Source organism: Enterobacter sp. C4G1 (assembly GCF_052886895.1).
This window is the reverse complement of sequence record NZ_JBQVVV010000002.1, coordinates 1,942,308-1,958,263: the sequence shown is the minus strand read 5'-3', so window position 1 is coordinate 1,958,263 and position 15,956 is coordinate 1,942,308. Positions and strand designations below refer to the sequence as shown.

Annotated in this window: 18 protein-coding genes and 1 pseudogene; 10 read left to right on the top strand and 9 right to left on the bottom strand. The window is 54.6% G+C overall.

The genetic code is table 11. The annotated features are described in order from the left end of the window. Nucleotides 1-3: 3 nt before the first annotated feature. From nrdE to ACT9TW_RS23075, 4 genes are all read right to left on the bottom strand, one after another. Nucleotides 4-2,148, bottom strand: a complete 2,145-nt coding sequence (gene nrdE / locus ACT9TW_RS23090; RefSeq protein ID WP_446493805.1) for a class 1b ribonucleoside-diphosphate reductase subunit alpha — start codon at nt 2,146-2,148, stop codon at nt 4-6. Next, nucleotides 2,121-2,531: a class Ib ribonucleoside-diphosphate reductase assembly flavoprotein NrdI gene (nrdI, locus tag ACT9TW_RS23085; protein WP_446493804.1), complete on the bottom strand. Its 411-nt coding sequence runs from the start codon at nt 2,529-2,531 to the stop codon at nt 2,121-2,123. The genes nrdE and nrdI overlap by 28 nt, the downstream gene beginning before the upstream one ends. Further along, nucleotides 2,528-2,767, bottom strand: a complete 240-nt coding sequence (nrdH, locus tag ACT9TW_RS23080; protein WP_014071471.1) for a glutaredoxin-like protein NrdH — start codon at nt 2,765-2,767, stop codon at nt 2,528-2,530. Before nrdH ends, nrdI begins: the two co-directional genes overlap by 4 nt. Before the next feature lie 251 nt (nt 2,768-3,018). Further along, entirely contained in the window at nt 3,019-3,345 is a 327-nt protein-coding gene (locus tag ACT9TW_RS23075) for a DUF883 domain-containing protein (RefSeq protein WP_010434339.1), read from the bottom strand. 160 nt (nt 3,346-3,505) lie between these two features. Here ACT9TW_RS23075 and ACT9TW_RS23070 point away from each other — a divergent pair, with 160 nt between their 5' ends. Then, the gene (locus tag ACT9TW_RS23070) at nt 3,506-3,850 is read left to right on the top strand and encodes a DUF2002 family protein (RefSeq protein ID WP_182062179.1); all 345 of its coding nucleotides are present in this window, start codon (nt 3,506-3,508) and stop codon (nt 3,848-3,850) included. A gap of 33 nt (nt 3,851-3,883) precedes the next feature. On the opposite strand, the gene alaE is transcribed toward ACT9TW_RS23070, so the two are convergent. Then, a complete protein-coding gene (gene alaE / locus ACT9TW_RS23065) occupies nt 3,884-4,333 on the bottom strand; it encodes an L-alanine exporter AlaE (protein WP_182062178.1) in 450 nt (149 codons plus the stop codon). 638 nt (nt 4,334-4,971) lie between these two features. On the opposite strand from alaE, the gene stpA reads away from it, so the two are divergent. Beyond that, complete coding sequence (gene stpA, locus ACT9TW_RS23060; protein WP_446493803.1) at nt 4,972-5,376, top strand: DNA-binding protein StpA; 405 nt, start codon at nt 4,972-4,974, stop codon at nt 5,374-5,376. 39 nt (nt 5,377-5,415) lie between these two features. Here the strand turns inward: stpA and ACT9TW_RS23055 are convergent, their stop codons facing one another. The 3 genes from ACT9TW_RS23055 to ACT9TW_RS23045 all read right to left on the bottom strand — a co-directional run bounded on the left by ACT9TW_RS23055 (nt 5,416) and on the right by ACT9TW_RS23045 (nt 6,506). Next, the gene (locus tag ACT9TW_RS23055; RefSeq protein ID WP_182062176.1) at nt 5,416-5,595 is read right to left on the bottom strand and encodes a hypothetical protein; all 180 of its coding nucleotides are present in this window, start codon (nt 5,593-5,595) and stop codon (nt 5,416-5,418) included. Nucleotides 5,596-5,674: 79 nt separating this feature from the next. Beyond that, nucleotides 5,675-6,196: a rhodanese family protein gene (locus ACT9TW_RS23050; RefSeq protein ID WP_446493802.1), complete on the bottom strand. Its 522-nt coding sequence runs from the start codon at nt 6,194-6,196 to the stop codon at nt 5,675-5,677. A gap of 10 nt (nt 6,197-6,206) precedes the next feature. Further along, a complete protein-coding gene (locus ACT9TW_RS23045; RefSeq protein ID WP_014071463.1) occupies nt 6,207-6,506 on the bottom strand; it encodes an ArsR/SmtB family transcription factor in 300 nt (99 codons plus the stop codon). 177 nt (nt 6,507-6,683) lie between these two features. Here ACT9TW_RS23045 and ACT9TW_RS23040 point away from each other — a divergent pair, with 177 nt between their 5' ends. Beyond that, nucleotides 6,684-6,842: a YqaE/Pmp3 family membrane protein gene (locus ACT9TW_RS23040; RefSeq protein ID WP_002903230.1), complete on the top strand. Its 159-nt coding sequence runs from the start codon at nt 6,684-6,686 to the stop codon at nt 6,840-6,842. Here the strand turns inward: ACT9TW_RS23040 and ACT9TW_RS23035 are convergent. After that, nucleotides 6,839-7,768 (bottom strand): LysR substrate-binding domain-containing protein, encoded by a 930-nt coding sequence (locus tag ACT9TW_RS23035; RefSeq protein WP_446493869.1) that lies wholly within the window; start codon nt 7,766-7,768, stop codon nt 6,839-6,841. The two genes, ACT9TW_RS23040 and ACT9TW_RS23035, sit on opposite strands and share 4 nt — an antisense overlap. A 368-nt stretch (nt 7,769-8,136) precedes the next feature. Between ACT9TW_RS23035 and ACT9TW_RS23030 the strand changes: the two genes are divergently transcribed. The 7 genes and pseudogenes from ACT9TW_RS23030 to ACT9TW_RS23000 form a co-directional block, all read left to right on the top strand. Next, entirely contained in the window at nt 8,137-8,742 is a 606-nt protein-coding gene (locus ACT9TW_RS23030; protein ID WP_182062174.1) for an ankyrin repeat domain-containing protein, read from the top strand. Between the two features lie 106 nt (nt 8,743-8,848). After that, nucleotides 8,849-10,393, top strand: coding sequence for an acyl-CoA synthetase FdrA (gene fdrA, locus ACT9TW_RS23025; RefSeq protein WP_446493801.1), 1,545 nt, complete (start codon nt 8,849-8,851; stop codon nt 10,391-10,393). Next, nucleotides 10,393-11,808, top strand: a complete 1,416-nt coding sequence (locus ACT9TW_RS23020; RefSeq protein ID WP_446493800.1) for an oxamate carbamoyltransferase subunit AllG family protein — start codon at nt 10,393-10,395, stop codon at nt 11,806-11,808. The genes fdrA and ACT9TW_RS23020 overlap by 1 nt, the downstream gene beginning before the upstream one ends. 11 nt (nt 11,809-11,819) lie before the next feature. Beyond that, nucleotides 11,820-13,364, top strand: coding sequence for a xanthine permease (locus tag ACT9TW_RS23015; protein ID WP_446493799.1), 1,545 nt, complete (start codon nt 11,820-11,822; stop codon nt 13,362-13,364). A gap of 80 nt (nt 13,365-13,444) precedes the next feature. Continuing rightward, nucleotides 13,445-14,395, top strand: coding sequence for a carbamate kinase family protein (locus tag ACT9TW_RS23010; protein ID WP_446493798.1), 951 nt, complete (start codon nt 13,445-13,447; stop codon nt 14,393-14,395). A gap of 16 nt (nt 14,396-14,411) precedes the next feature. Next, on the top strand, nt 14,412-15,791 hold the full coding sequence (locus ACT9TW_RS23005) for an amidohydrolase family protein (protein WP_446493797.1): 1,380 nt from the start codon (nt 14,412-14,414) through the stop codon (nt 15,789-15,791). Nucleotides 15,792-15,868: 77 nt separating this feature from the next. Beyond that, a pseudogene (locus tag ACT9TW_RS23000) lies at nt 15,869-15,943 on the top strand (SAM-dependent methyltransferase); the annotation flags it as partial. Between the last annotated feature and the right edge of the window lie 13 nt (nt 15,944-15,956).

Genomic DNA, 15,956 nt, shown 5'->3' with positions numbered 1-15,956 from the left:
TCCTTACAGCGCGCAGGACACGCAGCCTTCGATTTCGGTGCCTTCCAGCGCCAGCTGGCGCAGGCGAATGTAGTACAGCGTCTTGATGCCTTTCTTCCAGGCGTAAATTTGCGCCTTGTTGATATCACGCGTGGTGGCGGTATCCGGGAAGAACAGCGTCAGTGACAGCCCCTGATCCACGTGCTTTGTGGCCTCGGCGTAGGTATCGATAATTTTTTCCGGGCCAATTTCATAGGCATCCTGATACAACGCCAGGTTCTCGTTCGTCATAAACGGGGCAGGGTAGTAAACGCGCCCGGTTTTCCCTTCCTTGCGGATCTCAATTTTTGACACAATCGGGTGGATGCTCGAGGTGGCGTGATTGATATACGAGATAGACCCGGTTGGCGGTACGGCCTGTAAATTCTGGTTATAGATGCCATGGCGCATCACCTCATCGCGCAGTTGGTGCCACATTTCACGCGTGGGCAGGGTGATACTGGCGCGCTCAAATAGCGCGCGGACCTTTTCAGTTTTGGGTTGCCAGTCCCCTTCCAGATACTGACGGAAATACTCGCCGCTGGCATAGCGGGACTGCTCAAAGCCTGCAAAACGCTGGTTACGTTCGCGCGCCAACAGCATTGAGGTATGCAGCGCGTGCCAGGTGATAGTAAAGAAATAGAGGTTGGTGAAATCCAGCCCTTCCGGGCTGCCATAGGCAATCCCTTCGCGTGCCAGATAACCGTGCAGGTTCATCTGCCCCAGGCCAATGGCGTGCGATGCGGCATTCCCCACCTCAATGGATGGCACGCTGCGGATGTGGCTCATGTCTGATACCGCCGTCAGGCCACGAATGGCGGTTTCCACCGTGCGGCCAAAGTCCGGGGAATCCATCGTGTGCGCGATATTCAGCGAGCCCAGGTTGCAGGAAATATCTTTTCCGGTCTGGTCGTAGTCCAGGTTTTCGTCATAGGTGGAGGCGCTATTAACCTGCAAGATCTCCGAACACAGGTTGCTCATATTAATGCGCCCGGCAATCGGGTTGGCGCGGTTCACCGTGTCCTCGTACATGATGTACGGATAACCAGACTCAAACTGGATCTCTGCAAGCCGCTGGAAGAAGTCGCGGGCATTGATATAGTTTTTGCGGATGCGATCGTCGGCGACCAGCTCGTGATACAGCTCGCTAATGGCCACATCGCCAAAGGGCTTGCCGTAAATACGCTCAATGTCGTAGGGCGAGAACAGCGCCATCTCTGCATTCTCTTTGGCGAGCGTAAAGGTGATATCCGGGATAACGACCCCCAGCGAGAGGGTTTTGATACGGATTTTTTCGTCAGCGTTTTCCCGTTTGGTATCCAGAAACCGCAAAATATCCGGGTGGTGCGCGTGCAGATACACCGCCCCGGCACCCTGACGAGCGCCAAGCTGGTTCGCATAAGAGAAGGCATCTTCCAGCATTTTCATTACCGGGATCACGCCGGAGGACTGGTTTTCAATGCGTTTAATCGGGGCCCCTGCTTCACGCAGGTTAGAGAGCAGAAACGCCACACCACCGCCGCGCTTTGAAAGCTGTAATGCCGAGTTCACTGCACGGCCAATGGACTCCATATTGTCTTCAATGCGCAGCAGGAAGCACGACACCAGCTCACCGCGCTGGGCTTTGCCGCAGTTCAGGAATGTCGGGGTGGCGGGCTGGAAACGGCCCGACAGGATTTCATCCGTCAGCTGTTCTGCCAGTTTTTCATCCCCCTGCGCCAGCGTCAGCGCCACCATGACGGCGCGATCTTCAAAGCTTTCCAGGTAGCGTTTGCCGTCGAACGTTTTCAGGGTATAGCTGGTGTAGTACTTCCATGCGCCAAGGAAGGTCTGGAAACGAAAGCCGCTGGCATGGGCGCGTTCAAACAGCATCACCACAAAGCCCCGGGCGTAACGGGTAAGAACGCGCTCTTCGTAATAACCCTCTTTAACCAGATAGTCGAGACGTTCGTGCTGGCTGGAAAAATGGACGCTGTTCGGGCGAACGTGGGCACTAAAAAAGGCGTCTACCGCCTCATGGTCTTTAGCAAACTGAATGCGCCCCTCGCTGTCGTAGAGGTTAAGCATGGCGTTTAATGCGTGGTAATCCGGCGTGGCCTGAATTACACGTTCTGCGGTTGTCGTTGCCAAAATTCGTTCACTCCTTTACGCACGATCTCTACGTCCTGCTGTGTCCCCATCAGTTCGAAACGATAGAGATACGGCACGCCGCATTTTTGAGAGATGACATCACCGGCGCGACCATACGCATCGCCAAAATTACGATTGCCTGCGGCAATCACACCGCGAATAAGCTGCCGGTTCCGTGGATCATTAAGAAAGCGGATCACCTGGCGGGGAACAGCCCCAGCCGTCCCACCACCGCCATAGCTCGGTACCACCAGGATGTAAGGTTCGTCTACCTGAATACGCTCCCGCTCATTGAGCGGAATACGTATCGCAGGCAGCCTGAGGCGCTCGATAAATCTGAGCGTGTTTTCCGAGCTGCTGGAGAAGTAGACCAGCCCACTCATGCACTGGCGGCCTGAGCAGCGATCCGGTTAATCATGTCCGGGCGAAAGCCAGACCAGCTGGTTTCCCCGGCGACCACCACCGGTAGCTGGCGGAAGCCCTGCGCGCGCAGAGTGTCGGCCGCATCCGGGACCAGGTCGACATTCACCATCTCAAACTGGACGCCGCGGCTTTCCATTGCGCGTTTTGTGGCGTGGCACTGAACACAATCGTTACGAGTGTAAATAATAATGCTCATGATTCGTATTTCCATTTAGAATAGAGAAACGGCGCGAATTGTCGCGTCAGGTTGTGTGTGTCCTGCTAAAAGGAATACTAGATGTAGTTGTAATAAGTTTCAACCATACAATATATGGGAAATTTCGATGGGTGTCGCCACGATGATGAGCACAGCGGGGCAGGGCAGGCTGTACGGGATTTTCAGCCGATGGATAAAGAAAAACCCCGGTGCCAGTGACAAGCCGGGGCTGACGTACATCTCATTGTGGGTTACTTACGCAGGCTGAGCAGGGCGCCGACAAAAATCCCGACCGCCGCCACCGTGCCAAGCGCGCAGAGCGGTTTTTCACGGACGAAGGTATTGGCGCAGCTGACTGCGTCACAGGCGGCTTGCGTGGCACGAGAACGGCCATGCATTCTGGCGCGGGTTTCACGCAGCAGAGACTGAGCCTTACGTTTTGCGGCATCTGCTTCGTCCTTTGCATCTGAACCCCAGGATTTCAGCACTTCCTCAAGCGTGTCCGCTAATTGGCTGACATCATTACGAATATCCTGAGCGTCGTCGTTTATATCGTTTCGGTTCGGTCTGTTAAACATACGATCCTCCGTCATTTTGCATTCCCATTGAGTTTAGCCCAGGATTTTATTATCTGAAGCGAGTCACGACTTATCCGGCGGTTTATGGAATATTCTGAAAGCGCTGCTAATGCTGAATACTGTAAGGTTGCCGGGCAGGAAAAGATAACGAGGATTAAATATGTATTTACGACCCGATGAGGTGGCGCGCGTTCTTGAAAAAGCGGGATTTACCATGGACGAAGTGACATCAAAAGCCTATGGATATCGCCGCGGCGAGAATTATGTTTACGTCAACCGTGAAGCCAGAATGGGGCGCACCGCTCTCATTATTCACCCGACGCTGAAAGACAGAAGTCTCTCATTTGCTGAGCCTGCCTCGGATATAAAAACCTGCGATCACTACCAGCAATTCCCGCTCTATTTAGGCGGTGAAACGCATCAACATTATGGTATTCCGCATGGTTTCAGCTCTCGCATGGCGCTGGAGCGTTTTCTGAAAGGACTGTTCGGCGAACAGCAGTAAGCGTGCGACTGGCAATGCGCCAGTCGCGATACATCACGCCTTAGCCTGGTTGTACTGGCTGACTTTAAACAGTCGACGGCAATAGTCGAGAAAATAGCCGTACACCACACCCATCAACATCGACACCACGATGTTTGAACTTACCGCAGCGGCGATTTGATGCCAGTCTGCGCCAACGGTCAGCAAAATCGCGACATATACCGGTGACTGGAAAGTGACATAGGCCAGCACGTCGGCCAGGTTTTTCACCCAACCAGCCGGGCTGATGCGGCGGGCAACGCGCATGACGGCATCACGGTACAATCCGTAGGGCCATGCAATAATAATGTTCACCGGGATAGCCACCAGGCGAGAGGAAAGTGATTGCTCGAAGGACATTCCGGAGAGGAATATTTCGATCAGCATGTTCACGACGGAACAGTAGACAACCATCGCGAAGGTATCCGCTACCGCATGGCGCAGGCGAGACTGCGGTGAGAACATGTCTGAACTCCTTGAGAAGAACACTATAATGAGGCTTTACCGTTCAGCTTTAGTGCTTTAGGTTGGTTTGTTTGACGTGTATAGCGTATATCTCTGGTTTAAAACTAACAATTAGTGATTAATTTTTATTTATTGCCTTTTTGTCCACAAAATTCTCTGTAATTGTGTATTTGTTAATCGCCTCGCTATTTTCTCTCTTTTGTTGTTTTATTTGATGTGAAATCAGTATGTTATGTTAATTTTGCATGAGTCAGTTTTTGCCCCCGACGCGTGGTTCAGCATGGCATTCTTTAGTTTGTGTGAAAACCACCCATTCCATGATGATTGTTCTTAATTATTCATTTTGGCAGATAAAAACTCTGTTGATTAATGCTATGTTTTATTCATATTAAGTGCATGGTTATTCTTTTTTTGTTTGCAGGGGGGGCAACGCGATGAGATCTCTACGGTAACGCAGGCAGATTGTGTCCCTGAGAAATAAGCCGTCTCTCCCTGGAAACATAACCGGTATCCAAAATTATATTTTTAAATATTTACAATAATGGTTTTAAGTTTCGATGGGTGGATATCGCAGGGGAAATGAATTATTCTGTCTGTTGATTTTTCGATTTATCACAAAGAAAAGGTTTTCAATTAATATGTCTTTGACGTTACAGAATCTTAATAATATCCGCACGCTTCGTGCAATGGCGCGTGAATTCTCTATTGAAGCGCTTGAAGAGATGCTGGAAAAAGTCAGGATCGTTACTGAAGAAAAACGTAACGAGCTGGCTGAATTCGAACAACAGCGCGCTGAACAGCAGGATAAAATTAATGCTCTGCTGGAACGAATGAAAGCTGACGGTATTTCTCCAGCCGATCTGCTGGGCTCTGAAGCGAGCAACGCGGGTCAACAGGCGAAAAAACGTAAAGCGCGTGAAGCAAAATATCGCTACATCGACGTTAACGGTGAAGAAAAAACCTGGACCGGCCAGGGCCGCACGCCAAAACCTATTGCGAGCGCACTGGCAAACGGTAAATCACTGGATGATTTCCTGATTTAACCCGTGTGCCGGGCGGAAGGCTCCGCCCGGCTGCGTTCTTTAGCAGACGCCGAAATCACCGTCTTCAGTATAAAGGGTGACATCAGCCGCCTTCAGCGTAAATTTCTCGCCTTGCTCATTGCTGGCTTGTACCGCCACGATGCTCTCGCCATTCACTTCGGTAACTTTTAGTTTTGGGCCGCCCATACGTGGTTGCACAAAATCGCCGACTGAAAACATAGTACCTCCTCATCATTGTTGTGTTCTTCACCTTAGCCCACGTCTTGCGCAGGGTACAGTGTATTCAACGGATTACTGCTTATGAGGTACGTCTGTTCCACGGCATTATTTTCAGCAGACGCGCCATTCCGCAAAAACCGCTCAGCCCGGCAAACAGCAACCCTGCGCCGACAAAACCGCTGAGCAGGAAAAAGCCGCTGGAGACGCTATAACCCAACACCACACCGCACAAAATCAACAGCCCGGCGGCAATTTGCACCTGGCGCATCAGCGGGAGTGGCTGTGATTTATCTTCAATGGTCGGCAGCCCGGCCTGTTTCCAGCCCTGAATTCCGCCTTCAACAACATACGCCTGCGCGGGTAATGCCGCTTGTGCAAGTCGCGCTGCATTGCCAGAGGTGCGTGCGCCCGACTGGCAGTGAAAAATAACCGTTTCACCAGGCTGCATCTGAAGCCCGGCAGGGAGCGTATCCAGCGGAACGGAGCGGGCAGCCGGAATATGCTCCCGGGCATATTCATCGGTATCACGAATATCAATCAGTTTTGCGCCTTCAGCAATCAGCGCATTCGCCTGCTGGGGGGAGATAAGAGGGAGAGACATTAGCGGCTCCTTACGGGCAATAAAGGGTTTTTAGGGTGCTGATGAGCTGATTCACCGCATCGTTTTTAATGAAGTAAAGAATGCGCTGGGCATCGCGGGTGCTGTCGATAAGCCCTTCTTCACGCATTCGCGCCAGGTGTTGCGAGGTGGCCGATGCGCTAAGCCCCGTGGCACGCGCCAGTTCGCCCGCACTGGTACCCGGCGCACCGCACAGCGTGCACAGGATCAGCAGCCGGCGGGCGTTGCTCATCGCTTTCAGAAGTGCTGCGGCCTGCTCAGCGCTGGCCTGGAGTTGTTCGAGTTCAGTCATTTTATTTTAGAGTTTACTTAATTAAGTAAATGCTAAACTAAAGGAGAGGATTAAGCCAGTGTCAAAAGCGTAAAAGAGGGTAAAAGGCCAGCGCAGAGAAGTCCCGCCCGCTAAACTGACTACGCTTAGAGGGTGTCCTCTTTTTATCTTTAATGAATTAGCTTGCACGGAGTTTGTATGGGTTTTTGGCGTATCGTTTTCACGATCATCCTGCCGCCGCTGGGCGTGCTGCTGGGTAAAGGCTTCGGCTGGGCGTTTATTCTGAACATCATTCTGACGCTACTGGGTTATATTCCGGGTCTTATTCACGCGTTCTGGGTACAAACCCGCGATTAAGCGCGCCAGAGCAAATCACTGTATATCCCGGTCAGTACACCCTGGGGGCCAAACTGCTGTTTGATCCAGCGTGTGACCTGGCCGGTCGCTGCATGTTGTGTGGCAAGCAACATGCGCGAATCCTGGCGTGGGTTATTGATACGCCGCGTCACCAGCAACCCATCTTCTACCGCATCCCGCGCCATATATTCCGGTAAAAAACCAATCCCTTCGCCCAGGATCTGACACTGACACTTGGTGTTGAAGTCCGGCACCAGAATCGCCTCTTGCCCGTGCAGCAACCAGCCGACTTTTTTGTTAATGGTGTGCGCGGTGTCTTCTACCATGATATTCGGATACAGGCGCAACTGGCTTTCGGCTATCGGCTCAGGCGTGAACGCCAGCGGATGCTCCGGGGCAATCGCAAAGACCCAGCGGATAGCGCCGATTTCGGTGTAATCAATGCCGCCGCCATCGAGCAGCGTATCCGGCGCGCCAATCGCAATGTTGGCCTGGTTATTAATGATGGAATCCCAGACGCCGTTATACACCTCGGTAGTGACGGTTATCTGGCAGGTCGGGAACTGTTTTTTCAGCACCTGTAACAGCCTGGCGGTATGGCGCGGCGTATATAAAAGTTGGTTAATGCAGATGCGCACCCGCGCCTCGATACCCTGGGAAATGGTATCTATCCCGCGCTTAATGGCGTGAAAGTCGTTCAGCAGGTCGGTGGCTTTGCGGTAAAAATAAAAGCCGGATTCGGTAAGCTCAATGCTTCGCGTGTTACGCACAAACAGCACCACGTCCAGCCCGGTTTCCATGCGTTTGATGGTGTAGCTGATGGCCGATGTCGTCAGGCCCAGTTCTTCTGCCGCCTTGCTAAAGCTGCTGTAGCGCGCCGCCGTGGTGAAGGCCAGCAGGTTCTCTTCGGTAAAAATGGAATTCATCATCAGGCTCCAGGCAAACAGGCCATCGCGGCATTGTTGAATCTATTTGTAATCCCCTGCGGGAGCAACCAGTTTTGAACGAATTTTAACACTGACGTTACAACTGATTTGAACAACATCACACTTCCTGTAATTTGTTGAGAGCCGCGCCCGGCAAGGGATTGCGAGACATAAGCAGAATGCTGTTTTCCGTCATCAAATGCAGGCAAACATAAGAAAAACATTGTACCGGCGCACGTTTTGGCTGAATTATTAATTTTTATTCAATAATCCGTCACATTCCGGTGAATGATATTTAAGCGGATTCTTTTCTGAAGGGGCTGTTGCTATTCTCAGAGCATCAGAAATGAAAACACCGGAGTCTGAATATGTCTGCAAATGAACTCGTTACTGAATTTCTGCTGGCGGCAGAACAAGGGAATATCGATGCACTAAAAGCCTGTCTGGATAAAGGTGTGGATATTAATGCCAGCAACCGACAGAAAAGAACCGCCGTTATTATTGCCAGCCTGAATAAACATTACGCCTGTGTGGAGCATTTAATTGCCGCCGGTGCAGATATCGATAAACAGGACCAAACCTGCTTTAACCCCTTCCTGATTAGCTGCCTGACCAACGATATAACCCTGTTGCGGATTGTGCTTCCGGCAAACCCTGACCTGGAAAGGCTGACCCGTTTTGGCGGCGTGGGCATCACGCCTGCCAGTGAAAAAGGACACGTGGAGATCGTACGCGAGCTGCTGGAAAAAACCGATATCAACGTCAATCACACCAACTTCGTGGGCTGGACGCCGCTGCTGGAAGCCATTGTCCTCAATGATGGCGGTGCAAAGCAGCAGGAGATTGTAACGCTGCTGCTGGATAACGGCGCCAATCCGCACATGACCGACAAATACGGTAAATCCCCGCTCGAGCTGGCGCGGGAAAAAGGTTTCCATGAAATCGCCGAATTGCTGCTGGCAGCTGGCGCGTAAATAACTCGGCCAGCCTGACCGGGCTGGCTACGAATAAACACAGCATTTTACCGTCGTGCTTTTTGCACGATGGCGGCCCCCTTTTATCCTCAAACAGGTGAAAATAATGCCAACGAAAATCGTGATAAAAAAGAACACCTATTTTGATTCCGTCTCATTAATGTCGGTTTCCACCAAAGCCAATAAATTGCCGGGCGTTGAGCAGGCATTTGTGGCTATGGCAACGGAAATGAATAAAGGCGTATTGAAAAACCTTGGGCTGTTAACGCCAGAATTAGCCGACGCTAAAAACGGCGACCTGATGATTGTCATTAAAGGCGATGCGGCGAATGACGAAACGCTGGCGGCCATTGAAGCGCTGTTCACCCGCAAAGAGAGCGGCGGAAGCCATGAAGCACGCTACGCCACCATGGCCAGCGCCAAAACCCATCGTCCCGATGCAAATCTTGCGGTGATCTCGGTGAACGGCACCTTTGCCGCCCGCGAAGCGCGTCAGGCGCTGGAAAACGACCTCAACGTAATGCTTTTCTCCGACAACGTGAGCCTCGACGACGAGCTGGCACTGAAGCAGCTGGCTCACCAGAAAGGGCTGTTAATGATGGGGCCAGATTGCGGCACCGCCATTATTAACGGCGCGGCGCTGTGCTTTGGCAACGCGGTACGCCGTGGGCCGATTGGTATCGTCGGGGCGTCCGGCACCGGCAGCCAGGAGCTGAGCGTGCGCATTCATGAGTTTGGCGGCGGTGTGTCGCAGCTGATTGGGACCGGTGGCCGCGATCTGAGTGAAAAAATCGGCGGGCTGATGATGCTCGATGCCATCGACATGCTGGAAGCCGACGACGCCACGCAGGTGATTGCGCTGATTTCCAAGCCGCCTGCGCCTGCGGTGGCTGAAAAAGTGCTGGCCCGTGCGCGCGCCTGCCGTAAACCTGTGATTGCGTGCTTCCTCGGTCGCAACGCACCGCCTGCTGATGAAGAAGACGGATTGCAGTTTGCCCGTGGCACCAAGGAAGCTGCGCTGAAAGCGGTGCTGCTGACCGGCATCAAAAAAGAGTCTCTTGATCTGCACCCGCTCAACTGGCCGCTGATCGAAGAGGTGCGCGCCCGTCTGACCCCACAGCAAAAATACATTCGCGGTCTGTTCTGCGGCGGCACGCTGTGCGATGAAGCGATGTTCGCCGCGCTCGATAAATTCGACGACGTCTACAGCAACATTCAGCCCGATCCAACGAAACGTCTCAGCGACATTAACGTCAGTAAAGCCCATACCTTCCTCGACTTTGGCGACGACGATTTCACCAACGGCAAACCGCACCCGATGATCGACCCGACCAACCGCATCAGCCGCCTGTTGCAGGAAGCGCGCGACCCGGAAGTGGGAGTGATCGTGATGGACTTTGTGCTGGGATTTGGCTCGCACGAAGATCCGGTAGGAGTGATGATCGACGCCATTAAAGAGGCACAGGCGATTGCGAAGGCCGACAACCGTCCGCTGGCGATCCTCGGCTACGTGCTGGGTACTGACCAGGATGCACCGTCACTGGCTCAGCAGTGCCAGCTTCTGACCGATGCCGGCGTTATCTGGGCCAGCAGCAGCACCAATACCGGATTACTGGCACGCGAATTTGTCTGCAAAGGGGAGAAAGCATAATGACGACTTTATTTAATCAGCCGCTGAACGTCATTAACGTCGGCATTGTGATGTTCAGTGACGACCTCAAAAAGCAGCATGTTCCCGTGACTCAGCTGGACTGGACACCGCCAGGGCAGGGCAATATGCAGGTGGTGGAAGCGCTTGATCAGCTGGCGGGTAAACCGCTGGCCGACAAAATTTCCGCCGCCAACAAAATAGCCCTTGAGCGCATTATTCAGTCACATCCGGTGCTGGTGGGCTACGACCAGGCGATTAACGTGGTGCCGGGCATGACCCGCACCACCATCCTGCACGCAGGCCCGCCGGTGGCGTGGGAGAACATGTGTGGGGCGATGAAAGGGGCGGTTACCGGCGCGCTGGTGTTTGAAGGGCTGGCGAAAAACCTGGAAGACGCGGCCAGGCTGGCGGCATCCGGCGATATCACCTTCTCGCCGTGCCACGAACATGACTGCGTTGGCTCCATGGCGGGTGTCACATCTGCCTCGATGTTCATGCACATCGTCGAAAACAAAACCTACGGCAACCGCGCGTTCACCAACTTAAGCGAGCAGATGGCGAAAATTCTGCGTATGGGTGCCAATGACCAGAGCGTGATTGACCGCCTGAACTGGATGCGTGACGTGCTCGGCCCGATGCTGCGCGATGCCATGAAAATCATCGGCGAAATTGACCTGCGCTTAATGCTGGCGCAGGCCCTGCACATGGGCGATGAGTGCCACAACCGTAACAACGCGGGCACCACGTTGCTTATCCAGGCGCTGACGCCGGGCCTTATTCAGGCGGGTTATCCGGTGGAACAACAGCGCGAAGTGTTCGAGTTTGTCGCCAGCAGTGACTACTTCTCTGGCCCAACGTGGATGGCGATGTGTAAAGCCGCGCTGGATGCCGCCCACGGCATTGAGTACAGCACCGTGGTGACCACCATGGCGCGTAACGGTTATGAGTTCGGCCTGCGCATTTCCGGCCTGCCGGGGCAGTGGTTCACCGGCCCGGCGCAGCAGGTAATTGGCCCAATGTTTGCGGGCTATAAACCGGAAGACTCCGGTCTGGATATCGGCGACAGCGCCATCACTGAAACCTACGGTATCGGCGGTTTTGCGATGGCAACGGCCCCGGCGATTGTGGCGCTGGTGGGCGGCACAGTGGATGAAGCCATCGATTTCTCCCGCCAGATGCGTGAAATCACGCTCGGCGAAAACCCGAACGTCACCATTCCGCTGCTCTCGTTTATGGGCATCCCGACCGCCATCGACATCACCAAAGTCGCGGGCAGCGGCATTTTGCCGGTGATCAATACCGCCATCGCCCACAAAGATGCGGGCATCGGCATGATTGGGGCGGGTATCGTTCACCCGCCATTTAGCTGTTTTGAAAAGGCGCTGTTGACCTTCCGCGATCGCTACTTTTTATAAGGCATGCATCCATGAAAAACATGAAACTGGAGTGGAAAAGAGGTGACTGGGCGGCATATTTCGGGTTGATGACTAACAACCTGACCAATTTGCTGACCATGATGGGGTTGCTCATTTTTGTCGTTGGCATCCCGAAAGAGATTGTTTATGGACGCATCGCGCCAGCCTTCGGGCTGGCGGTACTGGTCGCGAGCATTTGCTATGCGTGGTTTGGCCTGCAAATGGCGCGCCAGACCGGGCGTAACGACGTTACCGCGCTGCCGTCCGGCCCGAGTGCACCTTCTATTTTTACCGTGACCTTCCTGGTGCTGATGCCGGTCTACCAGCAAACCGGCGATGCGGATTTTGCCATCCAGATTGGTCTGGTGTGGTGCTTCGTGGAAGCGATGATCCTGGCGGGCGGTTCGTTTTTAGGGGAAACCATCCGCAAGATGATCCCGCGCACCGTGCTGCTGTCGTGCCTGTCCGGGCTGGGTCTGCTGCTGCTGGCGATGAACCCGATGCTTCAGGCCTTCGAAGCGCCGACCGTATCGTTCATCGTGCTGCTGCTGATCTTCATTAACTGGTTTGGCAAAAAGCCGATCTTCGCCAAAATCCCGACCGGCCTGCTGCTGTTGATTGCCGGTACGGCTCTGGCGTGGATCTCCGGCCTGCAAAGCCCGGAGGCGATTAAAGCGTCTATGTCGTCGTTTGGCTTTAACCCGCCGCAAGTGCATGTGGAAGGCTTCCTGCAAGGGCTGCCGCACGCGCTGCCGTACCTGGCATCAGCGGTTCCTCTTGGGCTGGCGAACTACATCTTTGACCTTGAGAACATCGAAAGCGCCCACGCGGCGGGGGATGAATACCCGACCCGTAAAGTGATGCTGGCGAACGGTCTGGCGTCGATGCTGGGCTGCCTGATGGGCAACCCATTCCCGGTGACGGTCTACGTGGGCCATGCGGGCTGGAAAGCCATGGGGGCAAGCATCGGCTACACGCTGGCGTCCGGTGTGACCATGTTCATCGTACCGCTGTTCGGGCTGGGGGCGTTTATGCTCGCCATCATTCCGATGACTGCCATCGTGCCGATTCTGGTGTTTATCGGCGTGGTGACTGCCAACCAGGTGGTGAGGGAAACGCCCAAAGTGGAGGTGCCTGTTATCTTCATCTGCCTGTTCCCGTGGATCGCCAACTGGGCGCTGACCATGATGAACAGCGTGATGGGGGCTGCGGGTACTAATGCGGCGAAAATCGGTACCGATGTGCTGCACAGCAAGGGCATCTACTACGAAGGGCTGATGCATCTGGGCAACGGTGCTCCGCTCGCCAGTATGTTGTGGGGCTGTATCGCCATCTTCTCCATCATCAATAAACCGCTGCGTGGAGCCATTGCCGCTGCTGTCGGCGCGCTGCTGGCACTGTTTGGCGTGATCCACGCGCCGGTGGTGGGCTTTGCCGAAGGCAGTTCGCTGATGTTCGTCACCGCGTACCTGATGATGGGTGGCATGTTTGTGGTGAAGCATGTGCTTGATAGCCGTGAAGTAGCGAGCGCTACGGCACCGGTTTCTGAATCCTGATAATGCCGTACCTTCCCCCTCTCCCTGTGGGAGAGGGCCGGGGTGAGGGCACCAGATCGCACCTTCTCAAAGGAACAAAAATGAAAGAGCTCATGGTCGTTGCCATTGGCGGCAACAGCATTATCAAAGATAACGCCAGCCAGTCGATTGAACATCAGGCGCAGGCGGTTAAAGCCGTTGCGGAGTCGGTGCTGGAGATGCTGGCATCCGATTATGACATTGTGCTCACCCACGGTAATGGCCCGCAGGTGGGGCTGGATCTGCGCCGGGCGGAAATCGCCCACGAACGCGAAGGGTTACCGCTGACCCCGCTGGCGAATTGCGTGGCGGATACCCAGGGCGGGATCGGCTACCTGATCCAGCAGGCGTTAAACAACCGCCTTGCCGCACGCGGCGAGAAAAAGGCGGTGACCGTGGTGACGCAGGTGGAGGTGGATAAAAACGATGCAGGCTTTACCCATCCTACAAAGCCAATCGGTGCGTTCTTCAGCGAAGCACAACGCGATGCGTTACAGCTTGCGCACCCGGACTGGCATTTTGTGGAGGATTCTGGCCGGGGCTATCGTCGCGTAGTGCCCTCACCGCAGCCGTTAAGTATTGTTGAAGCCGATGCCATCAAAACGCTGACACAAAAGGGATTTGTGGTGATCGGCGCCGGTGGTGGCGGTATTCCGGTTGTCCGTACTGAGCAGGGGGATTACCAGAGCGTGGATGCGGTGATCGATAAAGATCTCTCCACCGCGCTGCTGGCGCGCGAGATCGGCGCGGATGTGCTGGTTATCACCACTGGGGTGGAAAAAGTGTGCGTGAACTTCGGTAAGCCGACTCAGCAGGCGCTGGATACGGTGAACGTGGCGCAGATGACACGCTTTATGCAGGAGGGGCACTTCCCGGCGGGCAGTATGCTGCCAAAAATCGTCGCCTCACTGGAATTCCTGCACCACGGCGGCAAGCGGGTGGTGATCACCTCGCCGGACTGCCTGCCAGCGGCGTTGCGCGGTGAAACCGGCACCCACATTGTGAATGCATAAGCAAAAGGAAGAAAAGATGAGTGAGAATAAAAGCCGCCGTGAATTTATCAGCCAGAGCGGCAAAATGGTCACTGCCTGCGCGCTGTTTGGTGCTACCGGCTCTGTCGCGTATGCTGCGGATCCCGCGAAGCAAATCTGTGAGACAGGCAAACCCATGAGCATCACCGCAAAACATTACTATCTGGATAACGTCCTGCTGGAAGCCGGGTTCAATTTCGACGGCAGCGTCGCGACCAGCACCCGCACCGAGCTGAAAACGCTGGAAATCAAAGACGGGAAGATAGTCGCCCTGCGGGATAACAAAAGCCACGCCGATGCCACGCTGCCGCACTACGATGCGGGCAGCAAGCTGATGCTTCCGGCGATGCGGGACATGCACATCCATCTGGATAAAACCTTTTACGGCGGTCCGTGGCGTTCGCTGAATCGCCCGGCCGGGACAACCATCCAGGACATGATCCGCCTGGAGCAGAAACTGTTGCCGGAGCTGCAACCCTATACCCAGGAGCGAGCGGAAAAACTGATCGACCTGATCCAATCGAAAGGCTCCACCATTGCCCGCAGCCACTGCAATATTGAGCCGGTGTCCGGCCTGAAAAATCTGGAAAACCTGCAAGCCGTATTATCCCGACGCAAGCCTGGTTTTGACTGCGAAATTGTCGCCTTCCCGCAGCATGGTTTGCTGTTATCCCATTCCGAAAAGCTGATGCGCGAAGCGATGCAAGCCGGGGCGCACTACGTCGGCGGGCTTGATCCTACCAATGTGGATGGGGCGATGGAAAAATCCCTCGACACCATGTTCCAGATTGCACTGGATTACAACAAAGGGGTGGATATTCACCTGCACGAAACCAGCCCGGCGGGCGTGGCGGCGGTGAATTACATGGTCGAAACCGTGGAGAAAACGCCTGAGCTGAAGGGAAAGCTGACCATCAGCCACGCCTTCGCGCTGGCCACGCTCAACGAGCAGCAGGTGGATGAGATTGCCACCCGCATGGCGGCGCAGCAGGTGACGATTGCCTCTACCGTGCCGATTGGCACCCTGCACATGCCGCTGAAGCAGCTGCGTGATAAGGGCGTGTTTGTGATGACGGGCACTGACAGCGTGATCGACCACTGGTCGCCGTACGGCCTGGGCGATATGCTGGAAAAAGCTAACCTTTATGCCCAGATGTATATTCGCCCGAACGAGCAGACACTTTCCCGCGCACTGGGTATCGCCACAGGTGACGTGCTGCCGCTCAACGACAAAGGCGAGCGCGTGTGGCCAAAAGCGCAGGACGATGCCAGTTTTGTGCTGGTGGATGCCTCCTGTTCCGCCGAAGCCGTGGCGCGCATTTCTCCGCGTACCGCGACCTTCCATAACGGTAATCTGGTCTGGGGATCAGTGGGCTAATGTGGTGTCGGGTAAGGCGAAGCCGCCACCCGACAATGCAGTATACTGCTATGCACATTCTTAAAGAGGGATCTGCCATGGCACAAAACATCTACGACAACCCGGCGTTTTTCGAAGGCTACGCCCAGCTTCCACGTTCGGTGCACGGCCTGGCCTGCGCTGGCC